This window comes from Burkholderia sp. Bp8992, assembly GCF_003853705.1.
Taxonomy (GTDB): Bacteria; Pseudomonadota; Gammaproteobacteria; order Burkholderiales; family Burkholderiaceae; genus Burkholderia.
The window spans coordinates 150378-163043 of record NZ_QTQI01000014.1 but is presented as its reverse complement, the minus strand read 5'-3'; the positions used below and the strand labels follow the sequence as shown (position 1 = coordinate 163043).

Annotated in this window: 11 protein-coding genes and 1 tRNA gene; 4 read left to right on the top strand and 8 right to left on the bottom strand. The window is 65.3% G+C overall.

The genetic code is table 11. The features are described from left to right. Positions 1 to 39: 39 nt before the first annotated feature. From DIE03_RS21360 to recA, 7 genes are all read right to left on the bottom strand, one after another. The gene (locus DIE03_RS21360) at positions 40 to 636 is read right to left on the bottom strand and encodes a pilin (RefSeq protein ID WP_124453765.1); all 597 of its coding nucleotides are present in this window, start codon (positions 634 to 636) and stop codon (positions 40 to 42) included. Between the two features lie 95 nt (positions 637 to 731). Next, the gene (locus DIE03_RS21355) at positions 732 to 1436 is read right to left on the bottom strand and encodes a TerC family protein (protein ID WP_124453763.1); all 705 of its coding nucleotides are present in this window, start codon (positions 1434 to 1436) and stop codon (positions 732 to 734) included. A gap of 157 nt (positions 1437 to 1593) precedes the next feature. Beyond that, positions 1594 to 2475, bottom strand: a complete 882-nt coding sequence (gene sucD / locus DIE03_RS21350) for a succinate--CoA ligase subunit alpha (protein WP_006477916.1) — start codon at positions 2473 to 2475, stop codon at positions 1594 to 1596. A gap of 70 nt (positions 2476 to 2545) precedes the next feature. Next, on the bottom strand, positions 2546 to 3712 hold the full coding sequence (gene sucC / locus DIE03_RS21345; RefSeq protein WP_006755512.1) for an ADP-forming succinate--CoA ligase subunit beta: 1167 nt from the start codon (positions 3710 to 3712) through the stop codon (positions 2546 to 2548). 68 nt (positions 3713 to 3780) lie between these two features. After that, the gene (locus DIE03_RS21340) at positions 3781 to 4389 is read right to left on the bottom strand and encodes a DUF2889 domain-containing protein (protein WP_124453761.1); all 609 of its coding nucleotides are present in this window, start codon (positions 4387 to 4389) and stop codon (positions 3781 to 3783) included. 145 nt (positions 4390 to 4534) lie between these two features. Beyond that, positions 4535 to 5404, bottom strand: coding sequence for a recombination regulator RecX (gene recX / locus DIE03_RS21335; RefSeq protein WP_124453758.1), 870 nt, complete (start codon positions 5402 to 5404; stop codon positions 4535 to 4537). Beyond that, the gene (gene recA / locus DIE03_RS21330) at positions 5404 to 6474 is read right to left on the bottom strand and encodes a recombinase RecA (protein ID WP_124453757.1); all 1071 of its coding nucleotides are present in this window, start codon (positions 6472 to 6474) and stop codon (positions 5404 to 5406) included. Before recA ends, recX begins: the two co-directional genes overlap by 1 nt. A gap of 184 nt (positions 6475 to 6658) precedes the next feature. Between recA and DIE03_RS21325 the strand changes: the two genes are divergently transcribed. From DIE03_RS21325 to DIE03_RS21310, 4 genes are all read left to right on the top strand, one after another. Then, on the top strand, positions 6659 to 7387 hold the full coding sequence (locus DIE03_RS21325) for a response regulator transcription factor (protein ID WP_124453755.1): 729 nt from the start codon (positions 6659 to 6661) through the stop codon (positions 7385 to 7387). Positions 7388 to 7403: 16 nt separating this feature from the next. Next, on the top strand, positions 7404 to 8951 hold the full coding sequence (locus DIE03_RS21320; protein ID WP_124453753.1) for a sensor histidine kinase: 1548 nt from the start codon (positions 7404 to 7406) through the stop codon (positions 8949 to 8951). Positions 8952 to 9177: 226 nt separating this feature from the next. Further along, positions 9178 to 10836: an MFS transporter gene (locus DIE03_RS21315; RefSeq protein ID WP_124453751.1), complete on the top strand. Its 1659-nt coding sequence runs from the start codon at positions 9178 to 9180 to the stop codon at positions 10834 to 10836. A gap of 162 nt (positions 10837 to 10998) precedes the next feature. Beyond that, positions 10999 to 11075: transfer RNA gene (locus DIE03_RS21310), tRNA-Met, on the top strand. Positions 11076 to 11282: 207 nt separating this feature from the next. On the opposite strand, the gene DIE03_RS21305 is transcribed toward DIE03_RS21310, so the two are convergent. Continuing rightward, a protein-coding gene (locus DIE03_RS21305) for an IS3 family transposase (protein ID WP_124453749.1) occupies positions 11283 to 12382 on the bottom strand; the annotation gives its coding sequence in 2 pieces (ribosomal slippage) (positions 11283 to 12130 and positions 12130 to 12382; 1101 coding nt in all). Positions 12383 to 12666: the final 284 nt, after the last annotated feature.

Sequence of the window (12666 nt, the reverse complement as noted above, 5' to 3'; positions counted from 1 at the left end):
CCCGCACGCCGTACGCGCCGCCGCCCGCCTCTTCCGGCACTATGCGCGGCACTCCGCGGGCGCAAATTTCGCGGGCAGCGTCGCGGCGTCGCCCGGCAACGGCCCGGCCCCCGGCGCCGGCAGCGACGACGCGTCCTTGCCGGCCGCGAAGCACTCCCACGCAATCGCACCGGCCTGCATCGCGCCCTTTTTAAGGGCCACGCGCGCAGTGGGCGCCTCGGCCTTGTCGGGTGCGGACGGCACGAGCACCAGCGTGTTCGCGCCGGCCGCGGCGACGCGGGTGGTGAACGCGACCGTGATCTGGCCGGTATCGCCGTCGATCGCAACGGATTCGACGTTGCGGGTCGCGGCAGGCGGGCTGTAGCCACCGTCGAGGCTCGCGCCGCTCGCCGCGTTGTCGGCGACCGCAAGCCGCGCGGACGACGCGAGCGCGAGCCCCTCGCCGACGCGCGAACGCGCAAGGTAATCCTGGTACGCGGGAATCGCATAGGCCGCGACGACGCCGACGATCGCCAGCACGATCATCAATTCGATCAGCGTGAAGCCGGCTGGCCGCCAGCGCGGCGCGGGCCGGTTCGCGCGCCGCAGATCGGCGGCAACGCGACGGAACAGGGAAACGGAAAAGGCTTCGAACATGGCAGGCTCCGGAAACGAAAAACGCCTGCCGATCAAGGCAGGCGTTTCGATCGTAGCCAGCGGGCCGCGAAGCCGACAGTCGGCCGGACGGCCAGTCAGGGCGCGTGCGGTGCGCCGTGGCGCTTCCTGAGCGCGTAGCCGATCGCCACGACGAACAGCGCGCCGGCAATGCTCGCACCGTAGAGCGCCTGCGGCGTATCGAGCACCGCCCAGCGGTCGCCGACCGGGTCGTTGACGATCAAACCGCCCGCGATCCAGCCGAGCAGCCCGGCGCCGAGCGCCACGACGATCGGGAAACGGTCGAGCAGCTTCAGCACCAGCGTGCTGCCCCACACGATGATCGGCACGCTGACGACGAGCCCGAAGATCACGAGCGCGATCCGGTGCGCCGGATCGGCCTGCTCGGCCGCGCCGGCGATCGCGATCACGTTGTCGAGGCTCATCACCGCATCGGCGATCACGATCGTCTTCACGGCGTCCCACAGCCGGCTGGCCGGCTTGATGTCGTCGTGCGCGCCCTCGACCGGCGCCATCAGCTTGATGCCGATCCACAGCAGCAGCAGCCCGCCGCCGAGCTTCAGGAACGGCACGTCGAGCAGCGCGACCGCGAACACGATCAGCACGACGCGCAGCAGGATCGCGCCCGCGGTGCCCCAGATGACGCCTCGCAGCCGCTGGTTCGCGGGCAGGTTGCGGCAGGCGAGCGCGATCACGACCGCGTTGTCGCCGCCGAGCAGGATGTCGATGACGACGATCTGGAGAACGGCGCCCCAGTGCAGGGATGTCAGGAATTCGAGCATGGCGGTGAGGACAGGACAGCGGCCGCCTCGCGGGCGGCCCGGTTCATCGCCGGCACATGCGCGAGGCATGCCCGGTGCTTACGAATCCATTGCGCGAGCATAACAAAAAACGCCGGCAAAGCCGGCGTTTTCTGCAGGACGAACCCCGGGGGAAATATTACAGCGCCTTCTTCAGCAGACGGCCCATTTCCGACGGGTTGCGCGTGACGGTGATGCCGCACGCTTCCATGATTTCCAGCTTCGCTTCGGCCGTATCCGCACCGCCCGAGATCAGCGCGCCGGCGTGGCCCATGCGCTTGCCCGGAGGCGCCGTGACGCCCGCGATGAAGCCGACGACCGGCTTCTTCATGTTGTCCTTGATCCACTCTGCCGCGTTGGCTTCGTCCGGACCACCGATTTCGCCGATCATCACGACCGCATCCGTATCCGGATCGTCGTTGAACATCTTCATCACGTCGATGTGCTTCAGACCGTTGATCGGGTCGCCGCCGATACCGACTGCCGACGACTGGCCGAGGCCGAGTGCCGTCAGCTGCGCAACGGCTTCATACGTCAGCGTGCCCGAACGCGACACGACGCCGATACGGCCCTTGCGGTGGATGTGGCCCGGCATGATGCCGATCTTCAGTTCGTCCGGCGTGATCGTACCCGGGCAGTTCGGCCCGAGCAGCAGCGTCTTGCGGCCTTCGCGACGCATGCGGTCCTTCACCTCGATCATGTCGCGCACGGGGATGCCTTCCGTGATGCAGATCGCGAGATCCAGATCGGCTTCGACCGCTTCCCAGATCGCAGCGGCTGCGCCTGCCGGCGGAACGTAGATGACCGACACGGTCGCGCCGGTTTCTGCCTTCGCTTCCTTGACGCTTGCGTAGATCGGAATGCCTTCGAAGTCTTCGCCGGCCTTCTTCGGGTTCACGCCCGCGACGAATGCTTCGCGGCCGTTTGCGTACTCACGGCAGGCGCGCGTATGGAACTGACCGGTTTTGCCGGTAATGCCCTGCGTGATGACCTTCGTGTCCTTGTTGATCAGAATCGACATGTATTTTGACCTCTGTTCGATTGGCGTCGCGTATGAACCGCGCCGCCATGCGTGTTCATTAGCGCGCGCTTTACTTGCCTGCGGCTGCCGCGACGACCTTCTGCGCAGCTTCTTCCATGCTGTCCGCCGAGATGATCGGCAGGCCCGAATCGGCCAGCATCTTCTTGCCGAGGTCCTCGTTCGTGCCCTTCATGCGCACGACGAGCGGCACGTTCAGGTTCACGGCCTTCGAACCGGCGATCACGCCTTCCGCGATCACGTCGCAGCGCATGATGCCGCCGAAGATGTTCACGAGGATCGCCTTCAGATCCGGGTTCTTCAGCATCAGCTTGAACGCTTCCGTGACCTTCTCGGTCGTCGCGCCACCGCCGACGTCCAGGAAGTTCGCCGGCTCGCCGCCGAACAGCTTGATCGTGTCCATCGTCGCCATCGCGAGGCCTGCGCCGTTCACGAGACAGCCGATGTTGCCGTCGAGCGAGATGTACGCGAGATCGAACTTCGACGCTTCGATTTCAGCCGGATCTTCTTCGTCCAGATCACGGTACGCGACGATTTCCGGATGGCGGAACAGCGCGTTCGAGTCGAAGTTGAACTTCGCGTCGAGTGCGATGACCTTGCCGTCGCCGGAGACGTTCAGCGGGTTGATTTCAGCCAGCGATGCGTCGGTTTCCCAGAATGCCTTGTACAGGCCTTGCAGGATCGCGCGTGCTTGCGGAATCGAAGCGGCCGGCACGCCGATCTTCGCGGCGAGGTCGTCGGCCTGCGCGTCCAGCAGGCCCGTCGACGGCTCGACGATGACCTTGTGGATCAGTTCCGGGTGCTTTTCGGCGACTTCTTCGATGTCCATGCCGCCTTCGCTCGAACCCATCAGCACGATCTTCTGCGAGATGCGGTCGACGACGAGGCTGACATACAGTTCCTGCTTGATGTCGGCGCCTTCTTCGATCATCAGGCGGTTGACCTTCTGGCCTTCCGGACCGGTCTGGTGCGTGACGAGCTGCATGCCGAGGATCTGGTTCGCGTATTCGCGGACCTGCTCGATCGACTTCGCCACCTTCACGCCGCCGCCCTTGCCACGGCCACCCGCGTGGATCTGAGCCTTCACGACCCATACCGGGCCGCCGAGCTCTTCCGCCACCTTGACGGCTTCGTCAACCGAGAACGCCGGCTTGCCGCGCGGTACCGCGACTCCGAATTTCCGCAGGATTTCCTTACCCTGGTACTCGTGAATCTTCATGCGTGATTCCCTTCAGTCTGAGAGTTGGATGAAAAGTCGCTTAAGACGCTTCTTCGAATGATTTCCGTTCATTCCTTCGTGCTGCCATCACCGGGCATATCCGGCCGAATCGGGCCATACCAGCGCGGGTAGTACTGCCGCACGACCTCGCCGTCGAACCGCAGCGCGCGGCAACGGCCGAGCTGGAAAGGCGGTTCGGCGTGCGCGCCGTCGTGATCCGGCCCTTCGCCGCCCTCCTCGCGCACGTTCCACACGTCACCGGCGAACGCCTGGATCGCTGCCGTCGGCAGCACGGCGCACAGTTCGGTGAGATGGGAGCAGCCTGCGACGCCGGCGAGCAGCCGGTTCGCGTTGCGGCGGAAATTGCGGAAGAGATTGAGCCCGATGAGGGCCCGGTAGGCAGGAGGGGCGGATTGACAGTGACCGGGATAGGGCACCCATTCCGAAGACGCTTCGGCGTCGACGACATTGAGTTCACGATCGATAGTCACGCGCAGCCAGAGTTCGTGGATCGGCAGGCCTTGGGGCCGGATGCCCGACGCAAGCGCGACATCGCGCGGCTTGTGGTCGGTCAGGCAGGCTTCGATGTCCCACAAGCCGTCGCCGCGCTCGTAAGCTTCCGCTCGGATTGCGCGTCGATGTCGCAACTGACGGGGCACGGGCTCGGATAGCGGCATGCTGGAGGTTGAGGCCGAAGAGGAAAACCCACGGATTTTAGCATATTGGGTATTTGAGACAGTTTGACGCGACGGCGGGTATTCCCGCCTGTCCGGAGGCAGTTGCATTGCAGCAAAATCGCGCGCCACGCGCGCGACCGGCCGGTCAGTCGTCGATCGGAAAATCGTCGCCGACCTTCAGCAACTTCACGATAGTCGCGCTCGAGAAGCCGCGCGCGGCGAGAAAGCGCGCCTGCTTCGCACGCTCAGCCGGCGTTTGCGGCAGTGCACCGAATTTCTTGCGCCAGACGGCCTGCGCGCGGGCCCATTCGGTCTCGCGCAGCTGGGCGTTCACCTCCTCGACGAGCGTGTCGCCGACTGCATGACGCTTCAGCTCGCTGACGATGCGCGCGGCGCCGACACGCGACGCGCGGCGATGCACGAGGCTCTCGGCGAAACGTGCGTCGGACAGCCAGCCTTCCTTCTCCAGCGCATCGAGCACCGGTTCGACGGATTCGTCTTCGCCGACGTAAGGCGCGAGCTTGCGCGCGAGTTCCGCGCGACTGTATTCACGCCTCGACAGATAGCCGAGCGCGCGGCCCTTCAATGACCGTGGCGGTTTCGACGACTTGCGTTCGGCGGCGCCCGGCATGTCGCCGGATGAAGGACTGGAAGCAGCGCCGGATGCACGGCGCGTGCGGCGCGGATGCTGGCTGCTGCGTGTATAGACGTCTTCTCTTGCCGGTGCCGGCGCATCGGCTGCGCGATCGCCGGGGAAGCTGACACCGGACACGCGACGGCGGGAGCGGTCGTGCGCGTCGAACGATTCGTCGTCGTCGAACGGATCGTCCGGCGCGACAATCTCAAACGAAACGAGGGCATCGTCGGATGCCCTCGTCGCGGTGCGGTTCGCGGCATGACTGCCTGCGCTCCGCCGGTCGGCGCCCGAGGATCCGGCTCGCCGGCCGGAGCGACCGGCCGCTTCGGGCGCATCGCTCTCCACCGGCTCGCCAGCCTGACCTCGGCGCGCCACCATCACTCTTCTTCGTCCAGCGCCTCGGCTTCGTTGGCTACGCCATCGGGCATGCTGACGACGCCGAGCGATTCGCGGATGCGGTTTTCGATCTCGCGCGCGATTTCCGGATTCTCGCGCAGGAATTCACGCGCGTTGTCCTTGCCCTGGCCGATCTTCTCGCCGTTGTAGCTGTACCAGGCGCCCGCCTTGTCGACGATCTTCGCCTGCACGCCGAGATCGATGATCTCGCCCTGGCGCGAAATGCCTTCGCCATACAGGATGTCGAAGATCGCTTCGCGGAACGGCGGCGACACCTTGTTCTTGACGACCTTCACGCGGGTTTCGTTGCCGATCACCTCGTCGTTCTTCTTGATCGAGCCGATCCGGCGGATGTCGAGACGCACCGACGAATAGAACTTCAGCGCGTTGCCGCCCGTCGTGGTTTCCGGGTTGCCGAACATCACGCCGATCTTCATCCGGATCTGGTTGATGAAGATCACGAGGCAGTTCGTGCGCTTGATCGTGCCGGTCAGCTTGCGCAGCGCCTGCGACATCAGGCGGGCCTGCAGACCCGGCAGCGAATCGCCCATCTCGCCTTCGATTTCGGCCTTCGGCACGAGCGCCGCGACCGAGTCGATGACGATCATGTCGATCGAGCCCGAGCGCACCAGCGCGTCGGTGATTTCGAGCGCCTGCTCGCCGGTGTCCGGCTGCGAGATCAGCAGCTCCGGCACGTTCACGCCGAGCTTCGCTGCATATTGAACGTCGAGCGCGTGCTCGGCGTCGATGAACGCTGCGGTGCCGCCCAGCTTCTGCAGTTCGGCGATGACCTGCAGCGTGAGCGTGGTTTTACCCGACGATTCCGGACCGTAGATCTCGACCACCCGGCCGCGCGGCAGGCCGCCGACGCCCAGTGCGATATCAAGACCCAGCGAGCCCGTGGAGACGACCTGGATATTCTCGGTCGCCTCGCCGTCGCCCATCCGCATGATCGACCCTTTGCCGAACTGCTTCTCGATCTGCGCGAGTGCGGCCGCCAGCGCCTTGCTCTTCTCGGCGGTCATCCCGGAGCCCTTCTTGCTATCTTCCATGAATCGTCCTTTGCTATGATGAGCAGCGTCTGTGAAAGGCGCGCCCGCTTTCAAGCGCCGCCGAATGCAGACACTGTATAAAAAAACAGTGTTTTATGCAAGCCCGCAATGCGGGCGTTGTACACGAATCACTCCGGAGACAGCCGCACCGGCGCAAACGCCCCGCCGGCCATCGGTCAGCAACATGCGAATCCTCATCGCCGAAGATGACAGCATACTCGCGGACGGCCTCACCCGGTCACTCCGCCAATCGGGCTATGCCGTCGACCACGTGAAGAGCGGCGTCGATGCCGACACGGCGCTGTCGATGCAGACTTTCGACCTGCTGATCCTCGATCTCGGCCTGCCGAAAATGTCCGGGCTCGAGGTGCTCAAGCGCCTGCGCGCGCGCAACTCCAACCTCCCCGTGCTGATCCTGACCGCCGCCGACAGCGTCGACGAACGCGTGAAGGGGCTCGACCTCGGCGCCGACGACTATATGGCCAAGCCGTTCGCGCTCAACGAGCTCGAGGCGCGCGTGCGCGCGCTGACCCGGCGCGGCGCGGGCGGCGGCCCGACCGTCGTGCGCCACGGCTCGCTCGCGTTCGACCAGGTCGGCCGCATCGCGTATGCGAACGACCACGTGCTCGATCTCTCCGCGCGCGAACTCGGGCTGCTCGAAGTGCTGCTGCAGCGGATCGGCCGGCTCGTGTCGAAGGAACAGCTCGTCGATCACCTGTGCGAATGGGGCGAGGAAGTCAGCAACAACGCGATCGAGGTCTACGTGCACCGGCTGCGCAAGAAGATCGAACCGAGCGGCGTGCGGATCTCGACCGTGCGCGGCCTCGGCTATTGCCTCGAGAAGGTCGCGCCCGCCGCGCCGGCCGACACGGCAGCGCCCCAGCCCGCGGTGGCCGGCACGCCGCTGCGCTGACACCGGCGTCGCCGCGATGGCCACGCCGGCCCACTCCCGCCACCCGACCGGCGCGCCGTCGTCGGCCGCCGACGACGCGCGCGACGCGCGCTACGAAAACCCGTTCGCGCCGCCCGACGAAACCGAATCGCCCGAGGCGCCGCGCCCGCGCTCGCTGTTCGGCGAGATCCTCGACTGGATGCTCGCGCCGCTGCTGCTGCTGTGGCCGATGAGCATCGCCGTCACCTACCTCGTCGCGAAGACGATCGCGAACAGTCCGTTCGACCGTGCGCTCGAAACCAATGCGTACGTGCTCGCCCGGCAGATTCATCCGGTGAACGGCGTGGCCGAGCTGACGCTGCCGGAACAGACGCGCGACTTCCTGCGCGCCGACAACGTCGACAGTGTTTACTTCCAGGTGCTCGGCACCCGCGGCGAACTGGTCGCGGGCGAAGCCGACATGCCGCTGCCGCGCGACGAGGACCGCCCGCCGCCGGGCGTCGTCGTGTTCCGCGACGACCTGCTGCGCGGCAACGACGTGCGCGTCGCGTATACGACGGTCGCACTGCCGCAATCGGGCGACACGCAGCCCGTGCTCGTGCAGGTCGGCGAGACGCTCGACAAGCGCAACGCGCTCGCGAACGACATCATCAAGGGCGTGATCCTGCCGCAATTCGTGATCCTGCCGCTCGCGATCCTGCTCGTGTGGTTCGGGCTGTCGCGCGGGCTCGCGCCGCTCAATGCGCTGCAGGCGCACATCCGCGCGCGGCGGCCCGACGACCTGTCGCCCGTCGAGGCGCAGCGCGCGCCGCCCGAGATCGAGCCGCTCGTCACGTCGTTCAACGACTTGCTCGCGCGCCTCGAACAGAACATGGCGCTGCAGAAGCGCTTCATCGCCGACGCCGCGCACCAGATGAAGACGCCGCTCGCGGGCCTGCGCACGCAGGCCGAGTTCGCGCTGCGCCACCCGGTCCCGCCCGACGTGCAGCGCTCGCTCGAACAGATCGCGACGAGCTCCGAGCAGGCCGCGCGGCTCGTCACGCAGCTGCTGGCGCTCGCGCGCGCCGAGAACCGCGCGAGCGGGCTCACGTTCGAGCCGGTCGAGATCGCCGCGCTCGCGCGGCGCGCGGTGCGCGACTGGGTGCAGGCCGCGCTCGCGAAGCGGATGGACCTCGGCTACGAAGGGCCGCCGGACGATGCGCCGCTCGACGTCGACGGCAATCCGGTGATGCTGCGCGAGATGCTCGGCAACCTGATCGACAACGCGATCCGCTACACGCCCGAAGGCGGCCGCATCACCGTGCGCGTGCGTGCCGACCCGGCCGCGCGGTTCGCGCATCTCGAAGTCGAGGATACGGGCCCCGGCATCCCGGCCGCCGAACGCGAGCGCGTCGTCGAGCGCTTCTACCGGATCCTCGGCCGCGAGGGCGACGGCAGCGGCCTCGGGCTCGCGATCGTGCGCGAGATCGCGACGCAGCACGGCGGCACGCTGACGCTCGACGATCACGTCTACCAGCAGGCGCCGCGCCTCGCCGGCACGCTCGTGCGCGTCAGCCTGCCGTTGGCCGGTACGGCCCCGGATTAACCCTGACACGCGCCGCCGCCGTGTGGCGCAAATGCGTCGAAACCGGCGATTTACCGGACGTTCGCAGCACAATCAACACGAGAAGCGGACGATTCGGCGCGGGTTAACGTGCAGTCGCTTTGTGCGCGCGAGTCAGTCCGCCGTAAGTTTCCGTGCCAATAATCGTCGACAGGCCCGCCCACCCAAGGCGGCCGCACATCTATATCAAGGGACTTGGAGACGATTCATGGCAACGTTAGGCGGGCAAATTTCGCACTCGCCGATGACGGGCGAAGAGAAGAAGGTGATCTTCGCGTCGTCGCTCGGCACCGTGTTCGAGTGGTACGACTTTTACCTGGCCGGTTCGCTCGCGGCCTACATCAGCAAGAGCTTCTTCTCCGGCGTCAATCCGACCGCCGCTTTCATCTTCACGCTGCTCGGCTTCGCCGCCGGCTTCGCGGTGCGGCCGTTCGGCGCGATCGTGTTCGGCCGGCTCGGCGACCTCGTCGGCCGCAAGCACACGTTCCTCGTGACGATCGTGATCATGGGCGTCTCGACGTTCGTGGTCGGCTTCCTGCCCGGCTACGCGTCGATCGGCATCGCCGCGCCTGTGATCTTCATCGCGATGCGGCTGCTGCAGGGCCTCGCGCTCGGCGGCGAGTACGGCGGTGCGGCGACCTACGTCGCCGAACATGCGCCGGCGAACCGTCGCGGCTTCTACACCGCGTGGATCCAGACGACCGCCACGCTCGGCCTGTTCCTGTCGCTGCTCGTGATCCTCGGCGTGCGCACGTTCATCGGCGAGGAAGCGTTCGGCAGCTGGGGCTGGCGCGTGCCGTTCGTCGCGTCGATCCTGCTGCTCGCCGTGTCGGTATGGATCCGGATGCAGCTGAACGAATCGCCGGTGTTCCTGCGCATCAAGGCGGAAGGCAAGACGTCGAAGGCGCCGCTGACCGAGGCGTTCGGCCAGTGGAAGAACCTGAAGATCGTGATCCTCGCGCTCGTCGGCCTGACGGCCGGCCAGGCCGTCGTGTGGTACACGGGCCAGTTCTACGCGCTGTTCTTCCTCACGCAGACGCTGAAGGTCGACGGTGCCAGCGCGAACATCCTGATCGCGATCGCGCTGCTGATCGGCACGCCGTTCTTCCTGTTCTTCGGTTCGCTGTCGGACAAGATCGGCCGCAAGCCGATCATCCTCGCGGGCTGCCTGATCGCGGCGCTGACGTACTTCCCGCTGTTCAAGGCGCTCACGCACTACGCGAACCCGCAGCTCGAGCTCGCGACGCAGAAGGCGCCGATCACGGTCCTGGCCGACCCGGCCACCTGCTCGTTCCAGTTCAACCCGGTGGGCACGTCGAAGTTCACGAGCTCGTGCGACATCGCGAAAAGCGCGCTCTCGAAGGCAGGCCTGAACTACGAGAACGTCGCGGCGCCGGCCGGCTCGCTGGCCGAGATCAAGGTCGGCGACGCGGTGATCCAGACCTACGACGGCAAGGCGGCCGACGCGAAGGCGCAGGGCGCGGCGTTCGACAAGACGCTCGCGTCGACGCTGAAGGGCGCCGGCTACCCGGCGAAGGCCGACCCGGCGCAGCTCAACTGGCCGATGACGATCGTGATCCTGACGATCCTCGTGATCTACGTGACGATGGTCTACGGCCCGATTGCCGCGATGCTGGTCGAGATGTTCCCGACGCGGATCCGCTACACGTCGATGTCGCTGCCCTATCACATCGGCAACGGCTGGTTCGGCGGCTTCCTGCCGGCGACCGCGTTCGCGATCGTCGCGGCGAAGGGCAACATCTATTCTGGGCTCTGGTATCCGATCGTGATCGCGCTGGCCACGTTCGTAATCGGCCTGCTGTTCGTCAAGGAGACGAAGGACTCGAACATCTACGCGCAGGATTGAGGTTGCACGCGCCGGCGGGGACGGGTTGCCGGACGGGTGTTCCGGTAGCCCGCCACCCGCCCTGTCGCGAGGCCGCCATGGGCCGCCCGGCAACTTTTTTCACGAAAGATGGAAAAAGCTGTTGACAGCCAAGCGGCCGACCGACATAATTCAATTCTTCACGGCGAATTAGCTCAGTCGGTTAGAGCGACGGAATCATAATCCGCAGGTCCGGGGTTCGAATCCCTGATTCGCCACCAAATGCGAAAGGCCGCTGCACCGCAAGGTTCAGCGGCCTTTTTCTTTGTCTGGCGCCACTCAGGCGAAGACATAAGTCCTTGTTTCACAAGGATATTTCTGAATTGGCCTGCTTTTCATGCTTTGTTCGACGTATTGAACTGGTACAAAGCGCTGGTACAAACCCGGCCACGCTTTTACCTTGACCTGCGGCGGGATTTTTTAGCCAGTTAAGCAGTGAGTCGCCTGTCGATATTATCGGAATCCAGCCAGGCTCGACGGACCGTGGCGGGAGGTTGGTAACGATGAGCGCTATGCGGTCGGCGCTCGTTGTAGAACTGCCGCCAGCGCTCGATGAGCACCTTGGCCTCGGCCCGGCTGCGAAACCACTCTCGGTTCAACAGTTCGTCGCGCAGCTTGCCGTTGAAGCTTTCGACGAAGCCGTTTTGCCATGGGCTACCGGGCGTAATAAAGGCCGACCCGATTGCCGCGTCACGCAACCAGCGCATGACCCGGGCGGCAGTAAATTCCGCGCCGTTGTCCGACCGAACGAACGCTGGCTTGCCGTACAGTCGCATCAATCGCGACAGCACCAGGATCACGTCCTGCGAACGCAGGCTGGCGCCGACTTCGATCTCCAGGCATTCCCGTGTGTACTCGTCGATCACGCACAGCATCTTCAAGACCCGACCGTCGACCAATTGGTCATGCACGAAGTCGTAGCTCCAGACCGAATTGGGCTTCGTCGCGCCTGGCAGACGGATATCGCTGCCGCAACGCCGTCGGCGCGGCCGTCGCTTCGGGATGTTCAGCTTCAACGCACGCCACATTCGGCGCACACGCGATTCACTCAACGACAGCCAGGCCGAGATCCGGCGATAGCCAAAGCGCGGCACCTCTTGGGAGGCCGCGATCAACCGTTCGCCCAAGCTCCGGTCTTTCTCCGGTTGCTTGAGCGCGTAGGTCGCCACCCGGCGGCTCAGTCCCAGGTAACGACATGCCTTGCGTTGTGACAGCCCCCACCGAGTCAGGACTTCCAGCGCTTCGCGCCGGCCCGCCGGGGAACTCATTTTTTTCGGCTGAACTCCTTCAAACCGTCGATCACCAGCAACTGCTCGGCGACCAACCGCTTGAGCTTCTCGTTTTCCGATTCCAGCTCCTTGAGCCGACCCGCCTCAGCCACGTCCATGCCACCGAACTTGGTGCGCCACCGGTAAAACGTCTGCTCCGAGATGTTGTGGCGCTTGCACAGATCCTTGACCGGAACCTCCTGGCTCTCGGCTTCCCGCAGAATGCGGATGATCTGTTCGTCGGTATGTCGCTTCTTCATCGAGTTCTCCTTGCCTCTAGGATAAGAGAACTCATTTGCCGTTTGGCTACACGATCCGTCTCAGGTCAGAAACGTACCGAAAAAATAAAATTTCCAAACGCACCTCTTGCGCCGACCGCCGCAAGAGGCTCACCGCCACTCGGCTAATGCGGCCTATTCGAATGCTGTTCTCATTTCCGTTTCTGCTGTTGTGTCCCGGCTCCACGCTGACTGCTCCACTGCCAGGTGTGAGTCTGCTTGAGGAAGGAGCGGGTTTGGCACAGTCGAAGCATCGCGGCGCCCGA

Coding starts and splice junctions, on each gene's coding strand:
- sucC (WP_006755512.1), bottom strand. CDS start 3,712: ATGAAGATTCACGAGTACCAGGGTAAGGAAATCCTGCGGAAATTCGGA.
- DIE03_RS21320 (WP_124453753.1), top strand. CDS start 7,404: ATGGCCACGCCGGCCCACTCCCGCCACCCGACCGGCGCGCCGTCGTCG.
- DIE03_RS21315 (WP_124453751.1), top strand. CDS start 9,178: ATGGCAACGTTAGGCGGGCAAATTTCGCACTCGCCGATGACGGGCGAA.
- DIE03_RS21355 (WP_124453763.1), bottom strand. CDS start 1,436: ATGCTCGAATTCCTGACATCCCTGCACTGGGGCGCCGTTCTCCAGATC.
- recA (WP_124453757.1), bottom strand. CDS start 6,474: ATGGAAGATAGCAAGAAGGGCTCCGGGATGACCGCCGAGAAGAGCAAG.
- DIE03_RS21340 (WP_124453761.1), bottom strand. CDS start 4,389: ATGCCGCTATCCGAGCCCGTGCCCCGTCAGTTGCGACATCGACGCGCA.
- DIE03_RS21360 (WP_124453765.1), bottom strand. CDS start 636: ATGTTCGAAGCCTTTTCCGTTTCCCTGTTCCGTCGCGTTGCCGCCGAT.
- sucD (WP_006477916.1), bottom strand. CDS start 2,475: ATGTCGATTCTGATCAACAAGGACACGAAGGTCATCACGCAGGGCATT.
- recX (WP_124453758.1), bottom strand. CDS start 5,404: ATGGTGGCGCGCCGAGGTCAGGCTGGCGAGCCGGTGGAGAGCGATGCG.
- DIE03_RS21325 (WP_124453755.1), top strand. CDS start 6,659: ATGCGAATCCTCATCGCCGAAGATGACAGCATACTCGCGGACGGCCTC.